Source organism: Mediterraneibacter catenae (genome assembly GCF_008691045.1).
Classification (GTDB): domain Bacteria; phylum Bacillota; class Clostridia; order Lachnospirales; family Lachnospiraceae; genus Mediterraneibacter; species Mediterraneibacter ornithocaccae.
In genome coordinates, this window is sequence record NZ_VMSO01000011.1 from 25,767 (window position 1) to 50,498 (window position 24,732).

General features: G+C 45.7%; 21 protein-coding genes and 1 pseudogene. All 22 read right to left on the reverse strand.

Annotation, left to right across the window (positions count from 1 at the left end; translation table 11 throughout):
* Nucleotides 1-4 precede the first annotated feature (4 nt).
* The 22 genes and pseudogenes from FNY66_RS09595 to FNY66_RS09700 all read right to left on the reverse strand — a co-directional run bounded on the left by FNY66_RS09595 (nucleotide 5) and on the right by FNY66_RS09700 (nucleotide 24,705).
* Entirely contained in the window at nucleotides 5-1,015 is a 1,011-nt protein-coding gene (locus tag FNY66_RS09595; protein ID WP_190324822.1) for a capsular polysaccharide synthesis protein, read from the reverse strand.
* Complete coding sequence (locus FNY66_RS09600) at nucleotides 1,005-1,841, reverse strand: LicD family protein (protein ID WP_150310981.1); 837 nt, start codon at nucleotides 1,839-1,841, stop codon at nucleotides 1,005-1,007. The genes FNY66_RS09595 and FNY66_RS09600 overlap by 11 nt, the downstream gene beginning before the upstream one ends.
* The gene (locus FNY66_RS09605; RefSeq protein WP_150310982.1) at nucleotides 1,838-2,887 is read right to left on the reverse strand and encodes a glycosyltransferase family 2 protein; all 1,050 of its coding nucleotides are present in this window, start codon (nucleotides 2,885-2,887) and stop codon (nucleotides 1,838-1,840) included. The genes FNY66_RS09600 and FNY66_RS09605 overlap by 4 nt, the downstream gene beginning before the upstream one ends.
* A gap of 13 nt (nucleotides 2,888-2,900) precedes the next feature.
* Nucleotides 2,901-4,022 carry an EpsG family protein gene (locus tag FNY66_RS09610; RefSeq protein WP_150310983.1) on the reverse strand — a complete coding sequence of 374 codons (1,122 nt, stop codon included), beginning with the start codon at nucleotides 4,020-4,022 and terminating at the stop codon, nucleotides 2,901-2,903.
* A 30-nt stretch (nucleotides 4,023-4,052) separates the two neighbouring features.
* Nucleotides 4,053-5,222, reverse strand: a complete 1,170-nt coding sequence (locus FNY66_RS09615) for a glycosyltransferase (protein WP_150310984.1) — start codon at nucleotides 5,220-5,222, stop codon at nucleotides 4,053-4,055.
* Nucleotide 5,223: 1 nt separating this feature from the next.
* Nucleotides 5,224-5,391: pseudogene (locus tag FNY66_RS16220) on the reverse strand (DapH/DapD/GlmU-related protein); the annotation flags it as partial.
* 354 nt (nucleotides 5,392-5,745) lie between these two features.
* A complete protein-coding gene (locus FNY66_RS09625; RefSeq protein ID WP_150310986.1) occupies nucleotides 5,746-6,846 on the reverse strand; it encodes a glycosyltransferase family 1 protein in 1,101 nt (366 codons plus the stop codon).
* 4 nt (nucleotides 6,847-6,850) lie between these two features.
* Entirely contained in the window at nucleotides 6,851-7,846 is a 996-nt protein-coding gene (locus FNY66_RS09630; protein ID WP_150310987.1) for a glycosyltransferase family 2 protein, read from the reverse strand.
* 19 nt (nucleotides 7,847-7,865) lie between these two features.
* A complete protein-coding gene (locus tag FNY66_RS09635; protein ID WP_150310988.1) occupies nucleotides 7,866-9,095 on the reverse strand; it encodes a Coenzyme F420 hydrogenase/dehydrogenase, beta subunit C-terminal domain in 1,230 nt (409 codons plus the stop codon).
* Nucleotides 9,092-10,183 carry a polysaccharide pyruvyl transferase family protein gene (locus FNY66_RS09640; RefSeq protein ID WP_150310989.1) on the reverse strand — a complete coding sequence of 364 codons (1,092 nt, stop codon included), beginning with the start codon at nucleotides 10,181-10,183 and terminating at the stop codon, nucleotides 9,092-9,094. The genes FNY66_RS09635 and FNY66_RS09640 overlap by 4 nt, the downstream gene beginning before the upstream one ends.
* An 18-nt stretch (nucleotides 10,184-10,201) precedes the next feature.
* On the reverse strand, nucleotides 10,202-11,326 hold the full coding sequence (locus tag FNY66_RS09645; RefSeq protein ID WP_229409487.1) for a glycosyltransferase family 4 protein: 1,125 nt from the start codon (nucleotides 11,324-11,326) through the stop codon (nucleotides 10,202-10,204).
* Nucleotides 11,327-11,351: 25 nt separating this feature from the next.
* Nucleotides 11,352-12,737 carry a Na+/H+ antiporter NhaC family protein gene (locus tag FNY66_RS09650; protein WP_150310990.1) on the reverse strand — a complete coding sequence of 462 codons (1,386 nt, stop codon included), beginning with the start codon at nucleotides 12,735-12,737 and terminating at the stop codon, nucleotides 11,352-11,354.
* A 15-nt stretch (nucleotides 12,738-12,752) separates the two neighbouring features.
* Nucleotides 12,753-14,372, reverse strand: a complete 1,620-nt coding sequence (locus tag FNY66_RS09655) for a hypothetical protein (RefSeq protein ID WP_150310991.1) — start codon at nucleotides 14,370-14,372, stop codon at nucleotides 12,753-12,755.
* Nucleotides 14,373-14,401: 29 nt separating this feature from the next.
* Nucleotides 14,402-15,325, reverse strand: a complete 924-nt coding sequence (locus FNY66_RS09660; RefSeq protein ID WP_150310992.1) for an NAD(P)-dependent oxidoreductase — start codon at nucleotides 15,323-15,325, stop codon at nucleotides 14,402-14,404.
* Nucleotides 15,325-16,155 (reverse strand): aldolase/citrate lyase family protein, encoded by an 831-nt coding sequence (locus FNY66_RS09665; protein WP_150310993.1) that lies wholly within the window; start codon nucleotides 16,153-16,155, stop codon nucleotides 15,325-15,327. Before FNY66_RS09665 ends, FNY66_RS09660 begins: the two co-directional genes overlap by 1 nt.
* A gap of 5 nt (nucleotides 16,156-16,160) precedes the next feature.
* Nucleotides 16,161-16,805, reverse strand: coding sequence for a sugar transferase (locus FNY66_RS09670; RefSeq protein ID WP_324613913.1), 645 nt, complete (start codon nucleotides 16,803-16,805; stop codon nucleotides 16,161-16,163).
* Complete coding sequence (locus FNY66_RS09675) at nucleotides 16,806-18,740, reverse strand: polysaccharide biosynthesis protein (protein WP_150310994.1); 1,935 nt, start codon at nucleotides 18,738-18,740, stop codon at nucleotides 16,806-16,808.
* A 359-nt stretch (nucleotides 18,741-19,099) separates the two neighbouring features.
* On the reverse strand, nucleotides 19,100-20,074 hold the full coding sequence (locus FNY66_RS09680; protein ID WP_150310995.1) for an LCP family protein: 975 nt from the start codon (nucleotides 20,072-20,074) through the stop codon (nucleotides 19,100-19,102).
* A gap of 12 nt (nucleotides 20,075-20,086) precedes the next feature.
* Nucleotides 20,087-21,607, reverse strand: coding sequence for a polysaccharide biosynthesis tyrosine autokinase (locus FNY66_RS09685; RefSeq protein ID WP_150310996.1), 1,521 nt, complete (start codon nucleotides 21,605-21,607; stop codon nucleotides 20,087-20,089).
* Nucleotides 21,604-23,043, reverse strand: a complete 1,440-nt coding sequence (locus FNY66_RS09690; RefSeq protein WP_190324823.1) for a polysaccharide biosynthesis tyrosine autokinase — start codon at nucleotides 23,041-23,043, stop codon at nucleotides 21,604-21,606. The genes FNY66_RS09685 and FNY66_RS09690 overlap by 4 nt, the downstream gene beginning before the upstream one ends.
* Nucleotides 23,044-23,050: 7 nt before the next feature.
* Nucleotides 23,051-23,926 carry an immunoglobulin-like domain-containing protein gene (locus tag FNY66_RS09695; protein WP_150311037.1) on the reverse strand — a complete coding sequence of 292 codons (876 nt, stop codon included), beginning with the start codon at nucleotides 23,924-23,926 and terminating at the stop codon, nucleotides 23,051-23,053.
* Nucleotides 23,923-24,705: a tyrosine-protein phosphatase gene (locus FNY66_RS09700; protein ID WP_150310998.1), complete on the reverse strand. Its 783-nt coding sequence runs from the start codon at nucleotides 24,703-24,705 to the stop codon at nucleotides 23,923-23,925. Before FNY66_RS09700 ends, FNY66_RS09695 begins: the two co-directional genes overlap by 4 nt.
* Between the last annotated feature and the right edge of the window lie 27 nt (nucleotides 24,706-24,732).

Here is a 24,732-nt window from a genome sequence, read left to right on the forward strand (position 1 = left end):
TTCCTCACAATCTGTCACCACATTCTCCGAGCATGTGACCGTAATTCGTTATTCTGCCGTCCGCAGTTTTTTCCGCCTTGTTTCCAAATTTCCACGATAATTTATACAGAAACGTATCGCCTTCGGTATACCGTTTAAAAGCCTCCTCATCATACGGCTCTGACAGTTTATTGATCAGCTCATTTCGAAGCAGGTTATTGTCCGGGACACTGTCGATCATTTCTTTTACGCAGGGGATATTCCGGTATGCCAGTTCGAAGATATAATCCATCATCAGGTAGTCCACTGCCATATCACATTTTCTCCAGTACTCCAGCAGGCAGTCCCTCGTAAAAGGGAACAGCGGAAACTCTTTGTTCCCGCCCATCACATAGCCGACCCATCTTGACCGGGATATCAGATACTTTCGTTTCGTCTCCGCCTTGCAGACGAAAAACGGCGTTCTTAAGAAGTCTGCTCCTTTATCCTGAGACCACCACACAGTAGCGCCTGTGAAGAATCCGCCTTCCGCCGCCATTATGGATACTACCATCAGGTCGCAGATATGCTGCAGGGCAATCTTTCCCTCGCGGTTCTTCTGAAGGATGTATTCCGGGATATCGAAATAATTCTGATAATTATCTTTTGAGAGCGTGATCACTTCCTGGCCGGTATGCCTCCTTGCACTGTCAATACACATACGGAACAGCTTATCCGCATGCTCCTCCCCCTGCCACCACATGCTCCAGACTTTTGTCTCTTTATTCAGCTTATGCAGATTTTCCGGCGCAGGCATGTTTTTGTATTTTGTAATAGTTTCCGAACATTTATCTTCCATGTAATCCAGCACCCATTCGTGCTTTTTCATCGCTGCGCGGTCTATCTCCTCATCCGGACGGTTCCGCAGAAGCGCGATATCCAGCGCAAGACATCTGCGCGCATATTTTTTAGAAAAGAAAGTATTTTCTTTATATTGAACATGCGTCTTTTTTACCCATCTCCAGTATTTCTTAATATGCCTGATATTAAATCCCATTTTCTGTTCCCTGCTCTTTCCAAAAAACTTCATGCTGATGATCGGGAAGGATCATCGGCAGATTGTGATAACACTCCGGCTTCGTCACATGCTCTCCGTAAAAAATCTCCAGATGCCTTTTATATCCGGAAGGCGCCGGCAGCATATGCCCCTCAAATTCAAGCTTAAATCCGGGCTGGAGCCAATCTTTTTCAAACCGCTCTTTTCCTGCATTTCCTTCGATCAGAAGCCCGACATATTCTGCCGTTTCATAATCATACCTTTCTGCAAGTCTGGTCATATCCTGGTACAATTTCCATGGAGTATAAAGCCTGTTGTATACCATTCCCTTAACTTTTGTAAAAAGGGAGCCCGATTTTTTCATCGAAGCAAAATGATCCAGCGACAGGTGGAACAGCGAGTTCAGCCGTTGAAGCTTTCGGATATGTTCTCTGCACTCCTTTGGCTTTCCCGGGTGCCCGTCCATAGGAAATACATCCAGATAAACTCCTGTCGTTTTGACGGAATCTCCGTGCTGTTCTTTCAGGACAGTCCGGCTGTCAATCAGCTTCAGCATCGTATATTCGCAGTGTTTCTCCGACGGAGCATCCAGTCGGATATGCGGGGGGAACTCCTCCTGCAGTGTCAGCAGCTTATTATAATCCGGTCGCGGCATTTTCAGATCAATGTCATCATCCCATGGAATGAATCCTTCATAACACATCGCTCCCAGCAGCGTGCCGCCGTCCATATAATAGCGAAGCGAATACTTCCTGCATACGCGGTCCAGCTCTAGGAGAAGATTTAATTCAATCTGCTGCATTTCTTTCAAATCGATTGGTTTCATGACTTAAGCACCTTTTTTATCCGTTTCTTTATTTTTGAAACAGTTCTTTTTTTCATAAAATGTATCTGAATTGTTCGGAATCTGCCGGCGTCTGTCCATGTCAAAAGCTTTCGGTACTCTTTCCGTAAATTGACCGGATTCTCCAGGAGCCTGCGGAAATCCGGTTCTCCGTAATAAGCTTTCAGCCGCTCCCCCATCTCTTTCGCTGAGTAAGTATGGTTCATTAGATGCTGGATCAGAAGCTGCATGTAAAGATCTGCTGTTACTTCAAGAAACGGAACTGCTACCTGTCCTTTTCCCCGGCCTGCTTCCAGACTGGTCTGCAGCAGATACTTCATATTCTGCTTCAGTTTATCAAAGTCTCGGACACGGTAATCCAGATGAATATCCTCGACGTCATGCCGGTAGTGATAATATGGCTCTGCGATGCACCGAACATAATCCGTATGCATCAGGTATCGCAATACAAAATCATAATCCTCATATAATGTCATCTCTTCATTAAATAATATATAATTTTTTTTAATTGTCTCTGCCAGAAACACTTTATTACAGGCACTGGACAGGGCGTTATCATAAAAGAACGCCGGATACGATCTGAACACATCCTCCACGCCATATCTGCCGCTATGGCTGCAGCAAATCTTTTCCGTCCGTTCTATGAATCCCTTACGATAATAGTCAAAAGACATTCCATAGATGACGAGATCTTCTGCATCCTTTTCAAGATAGTGCTCCACTGACTCCATCAGTCCAGAAGTGACCGTATCATCTCCGTCTATAAACAGAAGATATTTGCCCTCCGCCTCAGAAATTCCTCTGTTTCTGGCGCTGGCCGCGCCTCCGTTTTTTTTATGAAATGTACGGACATTGCTGTACTCTGACGCCAGTTTATCCGCCAGCTCACCGCTATTATCCGGAGAACCGTCATCAACAAGTATGACTTCAAACTCATTGTTTATATCCTGTCCCAGGATGCTCTGTACACAGGCTTTCAGATATTTTTCGCACTTATATACCGGAATGATAAAACTATATTGCAGCATGCCACCACCTCAATTACTTTCCATACAGAGAATACGGATCGATCTCCCAGAAAAATCTGAAGTCCTGCAAAATCGCCTGTGAACTATCGATGTAACTATTGTAATACCACAGTGCAAACAGCGTGATCGCCAGACCAATCAGCAGATAACTCCGATGCGTAAAATAGCGTATCTCATACTGCCTCTCCGGCTGTACCAATGCCTGATGGTCTCCTCTTTCCATTGCAAGAGGCAGGAATAAAACAATAAACTGGTAATAATAGTCCGCAAGCCTGGAAAACACATTGTCATAAGTCGAAAAATACTGAATGATTGCCGCAACAACCATCAGATTAAACACCTGCCGAAATACAGTATCTCTTTTCCGCAGCGGTCTCATAACAACACCAAATACCATGATCAGGGCCATCATAAGCACTCGCCCGCCGATCCCGCCGCTGGCAACATACAGCTTTTCTTCCTCATAGTATGCTTCCGCCATCATTTCAACAATCTGGTCATGGAAAAAATACACCAGAATGATGATGGCAGCAATGAGGAAGAAATAAGATGCATTAATCTTCTTTTTTGCCATCGGATACGCCGCCAGAAAGACAAGCGCCGGGGCATGGAAGACCGAAGCGATCAAAACCCATATTACAAACCGCACAGGCCTGTTATCCAGAATCGCCATCATCGCAAATATAATGAATCCCATAGCACATGTCTGTTTCAGACCACTAAAGGTGAAGATATAAAATCCCATGGCAATAAACATGAGATAGCTCCAATACGGAGACGGAGAAAATCTGTAAACAAGAATCCCGAGTGCCACGGAAAAAAAGACAGCGATTATAAAAATACACACATCAAAGGATATTCCCACTGCCCCTGCCCCGCGGAAAAACAACGGGAGCCCCATATTAGTATAATCCTGAAAAACATAATCCCGCCAGTCCGCTCCATTACAATTAAGATAGTCTGTATAGTACTTGATCAAATCCCCAAGCCACCATGAGCGAAATCCACTGAATAATGCCAGTACAACCGTTATGGCTGTCACGCATATTTTTTTGTTATAATCTGTATCCTTTGCTCTGGTGTATAATAATGTGATTGACATAATAACCAGCAGCAATATCATCTGACGATCCATAATTCAACTCCAGTTTTAATTTTTATGCTGTTAAATATCAGTCAGTTTGTAGAACTGATCTACCACTAGCCTGCTCCGGTTCGGTGCGCGACGGCAGTTATCTTCCAGATTACTCTTCAGTCTTTTATCTGTCACAAGAAGTTCAACCCCTTCTGCAATAGCTTGCGGTGTTGTGTCTACAATAATCCCTGTCTTTCTGTCTGTAATCTGATCTGTTACAGAAGGATAATTTGTAACAACAATTGCTTTTCCAAGAATCTTAGCTTCATCCAGAACAAGAGATTTCCCCTCCCGTCTGGATGGCTGTACAATAATATCTGCTTTCTTCATATAAGGATATGGATTTGGCCTCTGCCCTTCCAGAATAAAACAGTCGGAAAGATTATTCTGTTTAACGTACTGACTAATTTCTTCCCGCATCAGCCCTCTGCCATATATATGCCATACAAAATCACAGCCGTTTTCCTTTAATATCAAAGCTGTTTTTGCAGCAATGTCCATGCCTTTCAGATATTCAAGCCTTCCAACCGAGACAATATGTACCTTTGAAGAGTCCCACATCTCATCCACCGTTTCATCCGCTTTATGCAGTATCTCCTGCGGTAGAACGATATTTTCGATAACACGCATCCTTTCTCCCGGATATTCGCTTCTAGTGATAAACGCAGTACGACATTTTTCAGATATCGTAGCCAGCATATCCAGTTTCCGGTAATATGCCATTTCCTGTTTATTAAATATTTTTCCTGACATGTCCGTATGAATCCAGCCGATCTTCCTGTCCGCATTCACCTTATCAACTACAAAAAAATCTGTAAATCCTTCCAGAAAACCGACTGCCACATCATAATGTCCCGGAACAGAGGGGATGTACTTTTCAATCGCTCCCCAGCTAAAATAATTTTTCCTGCGCCGAGCCATAGCAGTTATCTTTAAGCGGGTAATCGCGGCTGAAAGTTTCCTGTGTCTTAAAAGTTCCCCCAAATAATTTCGCAATTCCAGCGTCATATCCCTTACTATAGGATCCGACTGTATAATCTTCACCCAGGAAGGCACTTCTTTTTCAAGCACACCCCCTCTTTCAAACAGGAACAAATCTACTTTTACCCTCTTTGGATCCAATGTCTTTAATAATGACACAAGTGCTCTTTCTGCTCCTCCCATACGGAGCGTCGGCATTACAAAAATAATATGCTTCAATTTATCTTTCCCTCTTTCGGATAAGCTTTGCCGGATTACCGCCTACAATACTGTAAGGTTCGATATTTTTTGTCACTACCGATCCCGCCCCGATCACGCTTCCTCGTCCCACATGAACTCCTGGAAGGATGATCACCCTGGAACCGATCCAGACGTCGTCTTCTATCACGATCGGTCTGGGAGCAGTAAACGGCTGCTTCCACATGGGGATATCTGTACGAGCCATGCCGTGATTTACTGTATACATCATGCATTCCGGCCCCATCATTACATCTTTACCAATAGAAACATATGGAGCGATCTGGGCATTGATCCCAATGCCGGAATGATCTCCCAGAGACATTTCCGAACTGAAATGGGCTCCTTTTTCAATATTAATATTCTTGCCGCATTCTTTTAAAATCAGCTTCCCACAAAATGCACGTATGTGTTTGCTTCCAAAACTGAACCTGCTGTCGGAAGGAGGCATATGCTTACCCAATATATTATAAATAATCTTGCCTATAATGATTTTTATCGACATTTATTCTGCCCTTTCATACAATTCATATATCTTCTGCAGCATTCCATTCCTGTCAAAACCGAGTTCTTTCATTCTTTCACCATATTTTTCCGAATGATTTCTTCCGGCTTTTGTAATCGCTTCTATCCACTGCTCAGCGGAATTTTCCAGGGGCAGTGACCGGATCAGATCTGTAAGATATACATCTTTCGGTATCTTTGCGGATATTATACATGGCAGGCCATTGCTCTGTGCTTCGACTAAAGCAAGCGGCATTCCTTCATAAAGTGACGGAAATGTAAAAATATCCATCGCACTCATATAAGCTCCCACATTCTTTACATTACCGGTCATAAGAACTTTGTCCTGCAGTCCCAGTTTAATAGCTTCATCTTCAAACTTCCGCCTGTTCTGACCGTCACCAAGGAGCATCAAGAAAGCATCCGGTCTCCTTCTGATGATTTCAGGCATCAGCTCCAGTAAAAATCCCTGATTCTTTACCGGTGCAAAATGCCCGGCATGACCTATGATAAATTTTTTCTGCAATCCATACTTTTCGCGTACCTTATTTCGTTCATTTTCGTCATATATATATTGATCTAGTCCAATGCCATTATATATCACTGTCCCATTTTTCTCAAAAAATTTTTTCCCATAAAGCCATTCCCCTGCGCCTTTTCCACACGCCACATAATCTGTAGCAAAAAGGCGGATCATCACGCGCATGGTTTTTTCATACAGATTTTTTACAAAACCTCTGTGTTCCGGACCTCTGATACTGTGTGAATGACTGATGCGTACAGGAACTCTCTGCTGCCATCCTGCCAGCATTGCCCACCCGGAATTAAACATGGTATGTGCATGGATAATATCAATCTGCTGCCTTTTTATCAACTCGCACAGATTCCTGTAATATCTGACATATCCGGAAGACGGCGGATCCATATGATGTATAATACACCCCGCATCTGTCAGTTCTTTTTCATAAGCACATATATCATCCTCAAATACAAGATAATGTATTCTATATTTCTTTTTATCTGCATAATAGCCGATATCCCTGCCGACGCGCTCTGCCCCGCCTATGATTAACTTCCCGATTATAATCAAAACATTTTTCATAGTATCAACCCGTTTTCTTCTTCATCATATAATCGATGCTCCTGCACATACACAGTCTGATCGGCAGCGCAAGAATCATGATTTTTAATGTATTAAGCCTGCATCTGATCCTGCTGTTATAGTTCATACAAATCTTTTTTGTTTCTTCTATCCTGTGTTTTGGGGACAGATCCATTTTCTGAAGTTCTGCGATTACCGTGTATGCACTTCTGTAATATGAGTAAGTCAGAGCTTCACGATATTTTCCTTTACAGGTCTCCTCCAGATCAGCTTCACGGACCGCCCGGAACAGCAGCTCATGCTCCAGCAGAATATATTCTGATAAATTTTCCCGTTTCTTTCTTGAAAGAGATTCTTCATTTTCAACCGAAAGGGCATAAACCGGCTGATCTGCTGTCACTGCCGTCGATGCATGCATGATATACTGCACCACGAATACTTTATCCTCACCAATCGGTAGTCTTTCATCGAATCGTATTGTGTTTTTCTCAATTATGTTCCTCTTAAATATCTTACTGCTCGGAGCATTCAGAAGCTGCTTTTCCAGTGCTCTGCTCAAAAGTTCCGCAGTCGATTCAGATGTCTCCGTTATTTGATCTTTCATGCCTGTCGTATGCGGAATCAAATGCTTTCCGTTATAAATATATCTTCCAAGCAGGACAAAATCCGGTTGTATACGTGTGACATTATCAGATATCTCAAAGTATTCTTCTGTCACAAAATCATCGCTGTCTACGAACAGGATATACTCTCCTTCCGCCTCATCCAGCCCCATATTTCTTGCAGAAGACACTCCGCCATTCTCTTTACAGAAATAGCGCACATTGCTGTATCTCTCCGCATATTCCTGACAGATTTCCCCTGTCCTGTCCCCTGAACCGTCATTGATCACCAGCAGTTCCACGTCGTCCCGGATAATACTGACCAGACTGTCCAGGCAGCGCCTTATTGTTTTTTCCGCATTATATGCCGGGATAATAACCGAATATCTGATACTCATAACCGTCCTTCTCTGTTTCCTACTTTTTCAGCAGTCTGCTGCTGTTTGCCTTGCGAAGCCCTGCGCGTAGCCCATCCGGAATTACTGCGCTTGCCCGGAGAAGAAATCTTTTTAATTTCTGTCTTCCGCTCTGGCGTTTACGGTAATAGCGGACTGCGTCTTTTATGTTGCCGTTCGCTCGCAGCACCTGCATAGCCTCATTATGAAGAGTCCGCTGCGAATAACCGGCCATGTTCTGCGCCGCCAGCATCTCCTCCGCATCCGTTTCCTTCAAGACCCGGAAACGTTTCTCCCTTATCAGTTCCTCCATGACCTTCTGGCCGCGCTCGGTACATGCAAAAACCGCCGATACACCGTCCGAACGGTTCTGGAATCTTGCTCCCCAGTAATCGCCGATCCTCAGATCAGCCGATGACTGCTCTTTTCTTGCCGTACACTCATAGCAGGCGTCTCCAAGAAGGATATTTTCAAAAAATACCTGCCAGAACAGTTCTGTCTCTCTGGCTCCGTAATAAGTTCTATTCTTTGCCGATACCCTGAGGCAATAGGAGTGCCAGTCATTTTTCTTATATCGGAACAATACAGAGTCAAACCGTTCTGCTTTCAGTTTCTTTTGAACTCTTGCACAGAATTCTTCCCACAGTTTATAGCTGGGAACCCCGTGACAGAAAATCTCTGTCAGAAGGAACTGATCCCGGATCTTATACTTCTGTAGCGCTCTGTCCAGCCCTGCGATCTGACAGGGCGTCCCGAATACATAGAAACAGCTGTCACGGTTCTCCCTTGCTTCCGCCACCGCCCGCTGAAAAGCAGCCGCCGGATCACTCTGCAGATATTTGGAGCCGTCCAGCCGGCTGATATCACTTTCTCTACTGATCACTTTGTGAAAAACACAGTCCGAAGAAGTGTCATACACAGCGCCCACTGCTTTGTAATGCCTTCGGACCGCCGACTCCGCCAGCTCATGTGCAACGCCGCCGGAAGAGCATTTCCTGACTGTCTTCCTGTTCATGCTCTGAAGCGCATACAGCCTTGCCTCATACAGATTCGTCTTTGGATTCTGTTCAGAAAAACGGCTGCATACTTCCCGACACAATCCGCATTCTACACATCTGTCTTCTCTGACTTCTGCGGTCAGGAATCCCGCCCGGTCCATACGCAGCCGCACGGCATCTTTCGGACATACTGCTGCGCATGCGCCGCAGCCGGAGCAGGCCCGCTCTGTCTTTTCCATAATATTGCCGCTCATTCTATCTTCTCCAACGCCTCTTTTAAATACTTCCTGCTCACTTCAAGAGAATCCTCGATCCTCTGATCGACCGCATCATAGTCGATCGTCTGTGACAGTACATGCTCCAGATTCTTCGCAGTCAGACGTTTCAGACGACGGTTTTCAAGACCAGTCTCCCGCAGCAGCGATTCCAGCTTGAATGCATTAATGCTCTCCCTGATAAATACCGCCACATTACAGTGATTTCTGACCGCCACAACTGTTCCGTGAAATGTATCTGTAACCACACATTCCGCATATTTAAAATATGAGTACCACTGCCGGGCGTCACAGACGATATTTCTGTCGCACCACTTATGATATGTCCCGAGCGAAACCGTGATCAATCCATGCTTTTTCGCGTAATATCTGATATTCCGGATTTCTTCTTTATCTGTCATATTTCTGTCATAAGCATAAACCAGAAGGTATCTTTTCCGGATCTTCCTGACCGGCACATGAAATTTCCTGCCGCTGTACAAAAGGACCGGATCGCTGACCAGGGGGACATCTCTTCCGGTCATGTGGAAGATCATTTCCCTTGTATGCTGATCTCTGGCAGAAAGTGCATACATACTGCTCAGCCCCTTCTTCACCAGATCATAACAATGATATTTTTTCAGCAGTTCTTCCGTTGTCCTTCCGAATGCCGGAGCATACGCAATGGCGGGTTTCTTACCCAGTCCGTATCCGTACATCATCTTATTGCATCCCACGTCGATGCTGAATACCTCGTCACTTCCGATTATGACCGCATCGCAGTCGTTCTGGTCATAGGGCAGAAACTCCAGATTTTCTCTGGATTTTTTATGCACCAGAGCTTTCCTCGTATTAAACAGTGTGAGCGCAATCCCCTTGTCAAACAGATAATTTTTTATATAGTAAGGGAAATTCCGCAGCGACATGCTGTTTTTCTTTGCTTCCGCCTTATCGAAATCAAAATTCTTCTCATACGTCAGGATACAGACCTGGTGTCCCATTTCTTCCAGATAACATTTCATCGCCAGCATCTGAAGCTGAGCGCCCTGATTATTTACATTATAATGCGTCAGTATTCCGATCTTCATATTATCTCACCAAAACCTTTAATCCAGCTGATAGATATGGGACAGTTCCTTTTTCACTGATGCTGCCGTGTATGGCTGCGCCATGCGGAAACCGTTTTCCCCCAGTTGTTCCGCGAGTTTGCGGCTGCTGTATATTTTCTTTATCGCCTCTGCATATTTTGCGGGTGAATCCGGCGGGACGAGATATCCGTTATATCCTGTCCGCACCAGTTCTCTGTGTCCTCTGTTGACAGAAGCAACCACCGGTTTGCAGCAGAGCATCGCTTCCAGTATATTCAGCGGAAGTCCTTCCCGGTAGCTGCAGGATACGACGAGATCTGCCGCCGGCGTGACCTTTTCCAGATCGGTGCGGTATCCCAGGAGCCGCACTGCATCCTCCACGCCCAGCTCTCTGATCTGCATTCTCAGTTCCTGCTCCAGCGGCCCGTTTCCCGCCAGCAGGATCTTAAGTCCGGGAATCGATTCTTTCAGTTCAGCCGCCGCCTTGATCAGTGCTTTCTGATTCTTGTTCTGGTTCAGTTCTCCTGTACACAGAATTACAAAATCTGAATCCTTAAGCCCCTCCTTGCTTCGCATCTGAAGCTTTTCAGCGTCAGATACAGCATGATACCGTTCGGTGTAAACGCCGACGCCATGGATATGCTCCACATTCGTATGAAATTTCTGTCCGGCAAGCCGCCGGTCTTCTTTCGTAATTGTGATCAGCGTATCGCAGAATCCTGCCATTATCTTCTCAACAGGATAGAAGACCAGCCAGTTTTTCTTTGAAGCGCCTTTATAGAAATGAAAACCATGCGCCGTATAGAACACTCTCGTCCCCTGTTTTCTTGCTTTGACCGCGGCAAGGCGGGAAACGATCCCGCCCATGGGGGTATTGCAGTGGACCACATCATAGGTATCTGCCGCCAGGATCTTCTTCAGCTGAAAATATGCCTTCACATTATCCGGACTCTTCGGAGACCGGGAAAAAGGCACGTCAAATACTTTATCTGCAAAATCAAGAGACAATCCGTTCTTCTCTCCAAGATTGTTCCTTGCCGCCACATGCAGTTCATACCCGTGCTCATGCAGAACTTCTGCCAGCGGACGGTGAAACTGGGCGATATGACTTTGTACAGTTGCTGTCAATAATACTTTCTTCACAGGATCCCCCTTGATCATACTCATCCTACATAACCAGCCCCGCGATCAGGAATGCCGCACAGGAAATCACCAGCGACAGAACCGCATACGGGATCTGCGTGTAAACATGCTCCATATTTTCTATCCCGCACACACTTGATGTGAGAACCGTAGCGTCTGAATAGAAACATGCATGGCTGCAGAATGTGCCGCCGCATACAATTGCCGCCATAACGAGCAGAAGGTTTGCTCCCACAGCCGCTCCCAGCGGGATAATGATAGGAGCGCAGACCGCAGGTATTCCCCAGTTGCTTCCGGTTATAAACCCAAGACCTGCCACAGTAATAAATGCGATTACTGGGAAAAGCCTGGCGCTCACAAGCGGTTCAATGATCCCTATAACATATTCTGACAACATCAGATCCTCGGAAGCCTGCCGCATGAACAGTGCCGCGATAATGATTGCGAGAGACGGCATCAGATCGGCGAATCCTTGGATCCACAGATCGCAGAACTGCCCTCCGCCCATCTTTTTCCTTGGTATATATAAAATACCGCATACTAAAATAGAGGCGATCAAGGCAACAAACATATCATCCGCCACAAACTGAACAATGATCATTACTGCGATCGGAAGGATAAAATCCCATATATTTGCCCCGGAATCAATTGAGTCAGAAGCTTCTTCCTCTTTCTGGTTGAACCGCTCGCTTGCTTCACTGTATACTCTTCCGGTCAGCCTTGTCCTTTCATAAGCCTTTTTCATCGCCCCCAGTTTTGGAACAATACCGAAAATGAAAAGCGGAACGATCAGCACAGCTGCTATTGCATAAAACATATACGGAATCGTATGGATATATGTCTGTATCGCACTGCCATACCCCAGCGCCTGTATACTTTCCTGCTCATAAAAGACGCCGGAAAAGAAAATTGCCCAGGTAGAAAACGGAAGCAGCACGCACACCGGCGCTCCGGTTGAATCGATGATATACGCCAGCGCCTCCCGCGGCGCTTTTCTCTTATCTGCAAGCTTTTTCGTGCATGCGCTTACCGTAAGGATATTCATATAATCATCTATAAAAATAATGATGCCGAGTATCCACGCCACAAATAGTGTTGACTTTTCTGTCTTGCATATTTTCCCCAGGAACCTGGCAAAAGCATGTGTTCCCCTGGCTTTGTTTATCAGGGCGATAAGACTCCCGAAAAGGCCGCACACGACAACCAGCCACATGGTATCATAATCTGTCACCACACTGAAAAAAGAATCGGTAACAGTTGTAACAAAATTTTCTCCGCCGGATATGCATATGATCAGATAAGAAACAATAACTCCGATTAGCAGAGCCTCTGTTGTGCGTTTTGTTTTGACAGCTGTCACGATCACCAGTATCGCCGGAAGCAGCGTCAGTATCCCATATCCATAATCCATAATCTATGTCCTCAGCTATAACTTTATTTTTGAAAATATCTCAAGGTACATTCTGACAATAAATGCACGAAAACTTGTATGCGAGATATCTTTGATCACAATTCCCGTTTCAGCAATCCGCGGTTCCATATAGGTAATCAGATCCTTTGGAATTGCATCCGTCTTTCTCTTTTCGAGCGGAACCGTCAGCATTCTCTCCAGATATTTCCGATTGTTGAAAGGTATCGTTATGTCATATGAAACACGGTGTTCTGAAGTCAGGAATACTCCCTCTCCGCCGCTCCATGCAAATTCCCAGAAATAGAGTTCCAGCCACGATAACTGATCGAACGTTTTTTTACTATAATATCGTTTCAGATAATCTGCAAAAACTTGATCTGTCTCTTTTATAAGCCACGGAGATACATATACCTTATGCATAGCTCTCCAGTAACTCGGGAACGGATATTTCGGGAATTTTTTCTTATTATACTTATTGTAGTACCATCCGCGCCCCATCTCATTTACCCAGGACTTGACTTCAATATCACAGGGCGGGTTCTGTGAGAAATAAAGCCTTTTTTTAAGGTCATTCGTATTATTTTCTCCAATACATCCGGCATTACACTCCATGACCTTCTTAAACACATCCAGATGCTCATACCCTTCCCATTCATCAGGAATCCTGTAAAGTTCATGTCTAAGCCCCAGATACGAGCAGATCTTTTCAGCCGCTTCGGCATCAACAGATTCATCAATATTTGAAATATAACTGAAATAAGAAAACCTGTCATAAATCCCGTTTGCACACGACAGCGCCGTCATGCTGTCCCTGCCGCCGGTCACAGAAACGGATACTTTTTTATCCGGCCATTTATCCGCAATACATTTCATTGTATTGCCCATGATCCTTCCGAGTTCTTTTATTGTTTCCTGATACTCTTCTTCGGTCTTTGTCTCTTCCACCTCATGGAACGGATAATAACGTTTTACGTTTATTTCCCCCGAACTTTCCGCATACACACCTGCACAGTTCGGCTGCATCCTCCGAAGTTCCGGAAACGGCGACAGATCTCCCGGAAGCCATGTTCCCCAGTAATGCCAGAATCTGCTGCGGACCAGTTTCTGCACATATGGGCTCTGATGAAAACCTTTCAGATCGGCTGCCAGCTTGCTGTGGGATGTAAGAAACAGTTTCCCGTCTGCTGTCCCGTGATAGACCAGCTGCATTCCGGCACAGTCGGTGGAATATACGACTCCTTTCTCCGTAATATAACCGACACAGAAAACACCTGTCAGTTCACTCTCCGCCTCCCAGAAGGATTTAATCCCGTTTTTTAAAGCTTCTGACAATTCTATTAAAATCTCTTCCTCATCCGTTTTCATTCGAAACGGATTGTAGGCATGTCCAAATAAAAATAAAGTATGCTTCTCATCAGAATATGTATAGACGTTTGCGTCCTTATGTATGTAGATATCATACTCATTATTTCCCTCTTTTACACTTTGGACTTTCCAGTTTCCATAGAAAGGGTAACCTTCTGTATCATATTTTCCATCATTTGTAAGCAGAAACCCTCTGCAGTAGAGTTTTTCTCTAAACTGAGGATTCTGATCCAGAATTTTTTTCATCTCATCCGCTGAATAATATGCCATCTTATTTCTCCTTACTGTCTCACTATAACTCACACAGTATCTTTAAGCATCTTCTCTAAATTCCTGTAAATCAACGAAAACATCCGCTCGCTGACATTGTCCCCCACAAAAGAATTATGCGGACAGATGATCACTCCGGGCATCTCCCACAGTTCACTATCCGCAGGAAGAGGTTCCGTCTCAAACACATCCAATGCCGCACCTCTGAGTTTTCCCTCTTTCAGGCAGCTGGTCAGCGCTTTCTCATCGATAAGCGCTCCCCTGGCGACATTGACCAGTATACTCCCCTGCTTCATAAGCCCCAGCCTGTCCGCATTCAGTAACCCTCTTGTTTCTTCCGTCAGTGCGATACACAGGATAATGATATCCGTTTCCGACAGAGCTTCATTGAGACGGTCTAATGGAAGCCAGCGGCTGATAACGCCGTCCTCTTCTACTCTGCTTCGGTTCACAGCGGTAATCTCTGTCCCGAATGCTGCCAGCCGCTTTGCTGTCTCATGCCCTACATCGCCGTAACCGATGATACATACTTTTTTCCCTGTCAGTTCCAGCAGCGAACGGTCTTTTCCCCACGTATGCTCTTGCTGTTTTCTGAAAAAGCTTTGAGCATTCTTACAAATCTCCAGAATACTCATAACCGCCCACTCTGCCATGGGAATGCTGTAGACTCCCTTTGCATTATAACAGTGAATATGATGTTTCTCCATATATTCTGCGGGAAGTCTGTCCAGTCCGGCGCTGGTCGCCTGTACCATCTTCAGCTTTTTAAATTCTGCAATGTCATTGTGCAGAAACAGACCGTTGCAAACAACAGCATCAAACTGGTCAGCCGGAACACCAATGGGTTCCAGCTCATTTTTAACAAATGTAACTTTCCATCCCAGCTTTTCAATCATATGAATCTGTTCTTCTGTATACTGATATGATCCTGTCAGAAGCACCTGTCTCTCCATCACTTTTCTCCTGCAATCTCGTCTACAATCCTCTTTATCTCGCGCTGATTCTGTTCAAAGTATTCTTTCTTCCCCAACTTCTTTTTTTCAAAGACTTCCTGCTCAAATTTTCTTATCTCTGCAATACCTTTTTCAAAAATCTGCTGTATTTCTTTGCAGTCTGTAATTTTTTCTGCATTGCAAAAGCTGCGTGACAATATCGCCATTGTAGAATCCAGCCTGTAATGTTCCCTTATAATCCGCTCTGCCGGAAGTGCGCCGCCTCCTAGTGCGGCGATTCCCCCAAATCCATATTTCTTATTACTTAACTTTAGTTTTGAACAGATCTTCTCCACTGTTCCGTCTGCCAGAAGTTCAAACATAAATTTTCTGTGATATCCGAGATGAAGATCATTGAGCCCGATATGCACCTCATCAATACCGTCAAGTCCTAATATTTCATCCAGCAGTTCCACCGCTTCCGGAGTCTCCAGCAGAAGGGTTGTCTTTACTCTTCCGGCAATGATATCAAGGAAGCGCTTTACTTCTTCAACTGTTTTGAAGTAAGGCAGCATAACCACATCTGCACCCTGCTCGATCACTTTGTTAATTTCATTCTCTGAGCCGGGATATATCTTATTTATTCGGACAAGCAGTTCAGCTTTTGTAAGAACCGTTTTTACTTCTCCGATATCGCTGATACTGTGAAATGACTTCACTGTATCCATATTATGCTGCCGTTCCTCTTTACCAACCGTCTCAAGATCAATAAATATACGGTCAACACCGGCATTTTCAGCAATTCTAGCAATCTCCGGATTATTTGTAATATACATTAAGGTTAATGACATACTAACTATTCATCTCCATTGTATTTTACATTTTGTTTTATTACTGTCTCTCCTGTGTTTTCATTATCATCATTTCGGAGAATCTTCAGGAATGTCATAAAGAAGATTTTCAGATCAAGCCAAAATGAAATATGCCTTACATACCAGACGTTCAGTTCTATTCTCTTATTCCATTCCACACTTTTACGGCCGTGTATCTGCGCCCAGCCGGTTATCCCGGGTCGGACGTCAAACATATGCAGCTGTTCCTCAGTATACTTATCAATTGTCCACGGGTGATAAGTGAGCGGCGGCCGGGGGCCTATCAGGCTCATATCGCCTTTAAGGATATTGTATAATTGAGGAAGTTCGTCTATACTGGTTGCCCGGATGAACTTCCCCACCCGTGTCACACGCGCATCATCTTTTCCTGAGTATACCCCGCTCCCGGTATGTTCTGCTCCGGTGCACATGGAACGGAATTTAGCTATTTTAAATACTTTTCCATCCTTACCGATACGCTCCTGCATAAATAAAACTTTGCCCGGGGAGTCTATTTTTATCAGTATTGCCGTCAATAACATGATTGGACTTGCAATAACCAGCCCAACACCTGAAACCGCAATATCCATTCCCCGTTTAAACGCCATATATTTCTTATGCTTCATCATTTATTCAACTGCCTCTGCTCTTTTTATGTCATTTTCACCTGCTTGGTTTATGTCCTCTTCCTGCTCGACCTTTATATTATACTCCGGTACAATCCCCTTAATCTCCTCCCGGATATCCCGGCTCTCCTCATACGCCTTCTCGATCACCCCGTTGATCTTCCTGCTCATCTCATCCACATCTATCTCACCCATCTGTGCCACGAAGATTCTCTCGTTCTCCGTCTCCACCAGATTATCTTCATCGATCAGCAGCTCCTCATACAGCTTCTCTCCCGGCCGCAGTCCTGTGAATTCAATCTTGATATCCTCCCCCGGCACATGTCCGGACAGGCGGATCATTTTCTTTGCCAGATCCAGTATCTTGACCGGCTCTCCCATATCCAAGATGAAGATCTCTCCCCCCTTTGCATAAGCGCCACACTGGAGCACCAGATTCACGGCCTCCGGTATCGTCATAAAATATCGAATGATATCTGGATGTGTCACCGTCACCGGGCCTCCGTTTTTGATCTGCTGACGGAAGATCGGGATCACACTGCCGTTGCTGCCCAGCACATTGCCAAAACGTACTGCTGCATATTCGGTCTGTGACACTTGTGAGAAGATCTGGATGATCATCTCGCAGATCCGTTTGGACGCCCCCATCACATTTGTCGGACGCACCGCTTTATCAGTCGAGATCAGTACCATTTTCTTCACATGGTACTTATTCGCAGCGCTCGCCACATTATATGTCCCAAGTACATTATTTTTGATCGCCTCATCCGGGCTGTCCTCCATCAGCGGTACATGTTTATGCGCCGCCGCATGATATACAATATCCGGACGATACGTCTCAAAGATATCTTCGACACGCTTTTTATCACGCACAGACGCAATCAGCGTTTCCAAGTTGAGGTTCGGATAATTCTTCTTCAGTTCAAGCTGGATGTCATAAGCATTGTTTTCATAGATATCCACAATGATCAGCTGTCTCGGCTCATGCAGTGCCACCTGTCGGCAGATCTCGCTTCCTATAGAGCCTCCGCCTCCGGTCACAAGTATGGTCTTTCCTGTAATATAACTTCCGATCGTCTCCATATGCAGGTCGACCGGTTCTCTTCCAAGCAGGTCCTCAATGCTTACATCCCGCAGCATAGAGATATCTACTTCCTGATTGACCATCTGATAGATGCCCGGAAGCATCTTTATCTTGCAGGCTGTCTCCTGGCAGATCTCAAGCAGTTCATGCTGCTTCTCATCCTTCAGCGTAGGAATGGCGATTATGATTTCCTCAACGCCATATTTTTTCGCCATTTCCGGAATGTCTTCTTTATTTCCCACAATCGGGATTCCCTGCAGGTAAGTTCCTATTTTCTTCGGATCATCATCTATAATACACGGAACCTTACGGTTCAGATGCTTGCTGTTCTTCATCTCACGGACAAGCATGTATCCTGCCGCACCCGCGCCTACCACCATCGTCACAACCGGCTTTGTCTGCCAGATGACTTCATGATTGCGGAAGGCAATTCTCAGGAACCTGTATGAAAATCTTGGCCCTATGATACATACCGCAAGCAGCATCGTATAGATAAATATGTAACTTCGCGGCACCGGACAGTCAAGCAGCTGCATGCCGAAGAATTGTATAAACGATGAAAGGACGATTGCTACGACTGCATTTTTCAGTTCTTCCAGGCTGGCAAATCTCCACAGACTTGTATAAAGCCTGCAGACAGCATTAATCAGAAGTGTACATATGACATTTATCCACATATAGCTGCGTATTGATTCCAAAAATACCGGTTCAATGCTTGTAAAGCTAAAATCGAACCGCATCCAGAGCGCTCCTGCCATACATGCTATGACCAGAACCGCATCAAGCAAAAAAAGAGCCGCTCCTTTAATGACGGCTTCTCTGTTTCGATAAAATCTATGTGTATTGATCTTCATAATAATTCCTCATAACTCCCAAAAAATGATTATTATGACTTAATTCCCAGCACTGTCTTATATTATAGCACAAACCTTTTCCAGAAAAAGCCAAAAAATATTATTTTCTTTTATTTTGTAATATTTTGCCAATTTTTTCCTTTTTTTGTCAGTCTTCTTACTCTTTATTCCAAATTGACGGCGGACTGTCTTACCGCGCCCCTTATTTTATCGCACAACACAGTATCAGACAAGTTATTACACACAATTATTAAAAATTACCAGTCACACACTGTAATGTTCTGATAAATAAAGACAATCCCGGAGTGGTGCCCTCTATCTCCCGGCACCACTCCGGGATTGTCTTTATTCCGATATTATTAATACAACAGTTCCTGTATATACTCTTTATTTGCATCCAGGTCTATATTGAGGACTGACATACTGTCGTATGTTCCGAACTCATAAGTCCCATCCTGCGGGATCGCCGCTGTCTGGGTTGTAAGATGTTCGGCATTCAGGACGTCTGTCGCTATGCTGTAGAGCTCAGTTACTCCCATATTTGTAGATACCTGTGTCATACAGTAGTTGATCAGAGAGAGAATCGCCGCCGGATCTCTGTTTTCCATCACCTTATTGTAGATACCGTAGAGTACATCTCTCTGGCGCCCGGTACGTCCGAAATCGTTGTCCAGGCTTCTGTTTCTCGCATGGGCAAGTGCCTGCGATCCGGTAAGCGTGACCGTTCCCGCCTGAATATCCGGCATCCCGGTCTGGCGGTAATACTCAGCCTCTTCTTCAGTGAGCTTCACCTGGATACCGCCGAGTTCGTCTATAATGCCTACAAGGTTCTCAAAATTGACAATAATATAATCCTGTATATCCAGATCGAACTGTTTATTAAGCGTATTGATCGTAAGTCCTACACCGCCGTAAGCAAATGTATGACCAAGCTTGCTCTGACCGTATCCGTCGATTTCTACGAGTGTGTCACGGAGGAATGAGAGTGCAGTTGCTTTGTTCTCTGCTTTATTGTAGGATACGAGGATCATCGAGTCGGAGCGTCCCAGTTCTGCATTCGGATCACGTGAGTCAGAACCGACCAGCAGGACATTGACCACGTCGCTGTTCTTCTGATCTTCTCTCGCGATCTGTACTTCATCGGCAGTCGGGTCCACGTCATCCGCATCCACGATGCCGATGCTGTCGTGATACAGATTCCATGCGATCGTTCCGATCACTCCGCCCACAACCAGGATACACACCAGGAACAGTCCGATCACCACCGAAGCTGCTTTGTGTTTTCTAATCAGATGCCACAGTCCTTTTTTCTTCTTTTTCCGCCTCTTTGACATTTGTACCGCCTCCTATTCTTTTATGACGCGTCCGGAATCATCCTGCATTTTTCCGGTATCCTTATGTTTCTTACCATACCGTCCATAGCTGCCGTAATGTCCGTACCTGCCGTAGCTGCCATATCTGCCGTATCCATAACCATAGCCGTATCCGTATCCATACCGGTTCAGCTTCTGGTTCACGTCTCCGTTAAATACATACCCCATGATATTTACATTTCTCATGGTAAGAGTCTCAATACCGGCCCGGATCTTGTTCATCTTTGTGTAATCGCATCGAATCACATACAGTACAGAATCTACAAATTTCGCCAGCTGGGAGGCGTCCGCCAGAAGTTCTGTCGGCGCTGTATCAAGAATCACATAATCGGCGCGTCCGCGCAGCACCTCGATCACTTCTTCCATCTTTCTGGAGCCGAGCAGGGACGCATCGTCTGTATTCGGTTCTCCTCCGAAGAGGACCTGCAGATCTGCATCCGCTATCCCGGAGTCAGACAGCGCCTGTTTCAGCGGACTCTTCTCTCTCAGCACTGCTCCGATTCCGGGGTATTTCCCGGTATTGTTCATCACACCTGCCACAGACGGGTTTCTCGGATCACAGTCCGCCAGGATCACAGATTTGCCCTGACGGGCAAGCGCCACGGCGAGGTTTACTGCAATCGTTGTCTTACCTTCGCCCGGAACAGAACTGGTGACCATAATCACTCCTCCGCCCTGATTCTCCGCTTCACGCATGACCCTGATCCGGAGGCGGCGCACCGCCTCTTCATACGCGGGCGCTATTCTTTCATTCAGTATGCAGAGATTGTTAAATTTTTCATTTTTTCTTTTTTTCGTCTTCACATACGGCAGACTGCCGAGATCATGGAGATTGATCCTCTTGTTAAGCTGCTCTTTTGTCCTCACGGTACGCTTTAGGAATACATACAGGCAGAGGATCGCCGCACTGATCACGATTCCCTGAAGAGCTCCGCTCCTGTAAGAGCCACGTATGACAACTTCTTTGCGCGTATCTGACGGTATCCCCGTTTCATCCAGGATCTGCAGGTTCGTCTCGCCAAAGATAAATTCGGCTACCTCGGGATAGTTTTTGATCACTGATGTAAGAGTTTCATATGCCAGCTGCGGATCATCTGAGGATACGGAGATGGTCAGCATATTCATCCCTTCTTCCGCTTCCACGCTGATTGTCCCGGGAAGGTGATCCATACCCATGTCGTTCATTACTACATCCTCAAGGACGCCGCTTGTCAGGATGTACGGGAAGACGGACGCCATCTCCTGCGCTGATTCAATATTGTTATATGAGCCTCCCGGTGTTGTAACGGACACTGTCGCAGACGCGACATACTGGGGTGTATAGGAAAAACTTGTCGCAAAATAAGACCGGAGCGTACATACAATAATGATCACCACCATCAGCAGCCATAACTTCTTTAACCCATTCCAGAACGCTGCGACCAGATTGAAGATATCAATTTTCTCGATCTCAGGTGTATTCTTGTTTTCTATTTCCTTTACATTCTCACTCATTGTTCACTTTCCTTATGTCTCTTGCCATAATTGCCGTATCCGCCGTACCGGCTGCTGTATCTTCCGACAGTGGAGCTTACTACGCTGCCGAATGACTGTACTCCGTTGAGCACAACTCCGAGTACTCTCGTCTGCTGCGCACGGAACTTGTCGATCATTGTATTGATATCTTCTGCGTAGATAAAGTTCTGACGTTCGACAAAGAGCACCGCATCCGCATACTGTCCCCACAGCTCCGCATCGCCGAGCACAGCTGTCGGAGGAGTATCTACAATAATGTAGTCAGCAGATTCTTTACACCGCTGGAGGAACTTGCCCGCCATGTCTCCCTGAAGGATATCAGTGGATGAGGAATAGCAGTTACGTCCGCCGATAACATAGAGCTTCGGCACTGACGTCTTCATAAGCAGGTTGAAATGCTTCCGCTCACGCTTAAGGAATTCGCCGATCTCATTATCTTCATTCGGATGGAGCCCGAAGATCAGGAATTGTGACGGACGCCTCAGATCGCCATCGATGAGCACGACTCTGTAATCTTTTTCTGCCAGGCTGACAGCCAGATTAGCTGCCACAGTCGACTTTCCTTCATTCTCTGACACGCTTGTCACGGCAAGAGTTTTCCACCCTTCTTTCTCCATTCGGTATTCAACTTTTGAAGAAAACTTCCGGCAGCTCTCCACAAATCCGAACCCTGCAAGCGGATCATTGATCAACAGTCCTTTCTTCTTATGCCGGAGCAGCTCTCTGACAGATTTGTATTTCATCTCATATGATATTGCGCCAAGACTTCTCGCATCCAGCTTATCGGTTATATCTTCTTCCGTCTTCAGAGTATCCCGCATTACGGATAAAAGTCCGAACAGGAATATAAGCACTGCCCCCGCGATCAGAAAGGCTTTTTTCATCAAATCTCCTGCGTAAAGAGGATTATCCGCTGTAAAGGGAATATTCGGATCCTGCAGTATATTCAGGACAATATCTCCCACTGTATAAAGCGCAATGCTTGAATAATTATCGAGAATTCCTTCCATAATATCGAACGATTCCTGGGGAGATCCTGCCGTCACGGTCAGTTCCAGCAGATTTGTCTCTCCGGCAATCTCAGCCTGTATATCTGCGTTGATCTCGTCAACGCCGAGCTTCTCGCAAAGGATATCCTGCATGGCAGTACTCTCGACAACCTTCTGGAATGATGTGGCGATTGTATTTGCCGACCCGAGCGATGAATAAGATGCCGTCGTATTTCTATTGGATACGACGAAGGTCGTCGAAGTCGTATATTCAGGAACATATCTTACATTAGCCACTATAAAGGTAAGCATCGCCGCCGCAAGTGCACCCAGTATGATCACCCACCAGTTCACAAGGATATCGTGTATCAGCGTAAACGGCTCTATCTTATAGTTTTCCAGTGTCTGGCCTGTTGTCTTTTCCATTATCATGCTACCCCACTACTACTGCTAATTTCGTTGTCGCCGTAACCCCGTCCTCAGATGTGAATTTATAGTCAACGGTGTAGGTTCCCGCCTTTTCAAAGTTTACATTTCCGGAGATTTCGACATCTCCCCGGTCTCCCGGGAGGAAGGTATCGTCCTCTTCCGAAAGAAGATACTCTGTTCCATTGCGTTCGAATCCTGTAATAAGAGAATCGTAATCCACGGATCCGCCTGTCTTAGCATAAACAATATATCTTGAGAGCATCGGATAATACTTGCTTCCTTCATTCTCATCTGAAGGATCTGTAACCGTCACGGTCAGCCCGACTGTACATGTATCGCCGGCGCTGTTGCTGACCTGAACCGTAACAGGATACTCTCCTGCCTGCTGTACATATATGGCGTCATTATATGAGGCACGGATCTGGGATGTAATATTGCCATCCAGACAGTCCTCTACGCTCATGTTCTCTGTCAGGCTGACGTCTGACATTTCTTCCAGGGTGTACCTCAGCGGAGCTGTCAACTGTATCTGCGGAGAAGTATAATCAGTATACTCCAGCGTCCTGGTCAGCGTAGCCCCCTGATTCGAACTGTCAAACACAGCGTAGGTTACTTCCCGCTTTCCCGGCTCTGTAAAGTTGGACATAGATGAGATCCGGATTGAATCTGTCAGATCCCCGTCCCTGTTATCCTCCGCCGATAAGCCCTGATACAGTTCCGAATCGTCCTCCGACTCCACGCTGACGGACACAGTATCTGATTCAGCAGTGATCGTCGGAGGCTCATTGTCCTGGATAATTCTTGAATAAATGTTGTATCCGATAAATGCGGCGAGCGACAGGATAAACAGCCCTGCGACCGCGATTCTTAACCTTCTCATTCAGCGCGTCTCCTCCAGTTCGTGTAAGTGTCTTCAAACGGTATCCTGCGGAACTGTACCGGCCGGAGCCCGTTGCATATATTCTGCGGGTTCTTATCAAATAATGCATCCAGATATTCTGCCGGATATTCTCCGCTCAGATAATCATATGCATCCGCCATGCATGTCGTCCTCTGTATCGGGCTGTGCGCATCGCTGGCGATCACTGTCACAAGATTATGATTCAGGAGCTCAAACGCCGTACGCTGCGCTCTTTGCCCGAATCTCCCCATGAAGCTGCCCTTATTGATCTGGATTTCACATCCGCGCCTCTTCCACTGGTAGGCGATCTCCGGATCATCCTGAATGAATTCATATCTCTCGGCATGTGCGATCACGGGGATTGCCCTGACTTCCTTTACTTTGCGCAGGATCTCATCGGCAAAACCCGGATCCTCCCCGAAATCAAACTCCATCAGTATATATCTCGTCCTGTTGACCGGGAATATCTTCCCCTCTGTCAGCAGTCTCGGAAGCGCTTCTGTTGTGAAGGCTTCCATTCCTGCCAGAAGTGTGATCTCCGGCACTTCCCGTTTCAATACAGCCTTCGTCTCCTCGAACACACTGCAGTATTCCCTGCTGAAATAATTAGTGTACATGCCGGGCAGATTGCAGTGGGGCGTCGCCACGATCACAGTCGTGCCGTTATCCCTCGCCAGCGCGGCCATCTCGATACTGTCATAGATATCCGCGGCCCCGTCGTCAATGCCCGGCAAAATATGCGTATGTATATCTATCATATTATCCTCTTCTATACAAATCTAAAA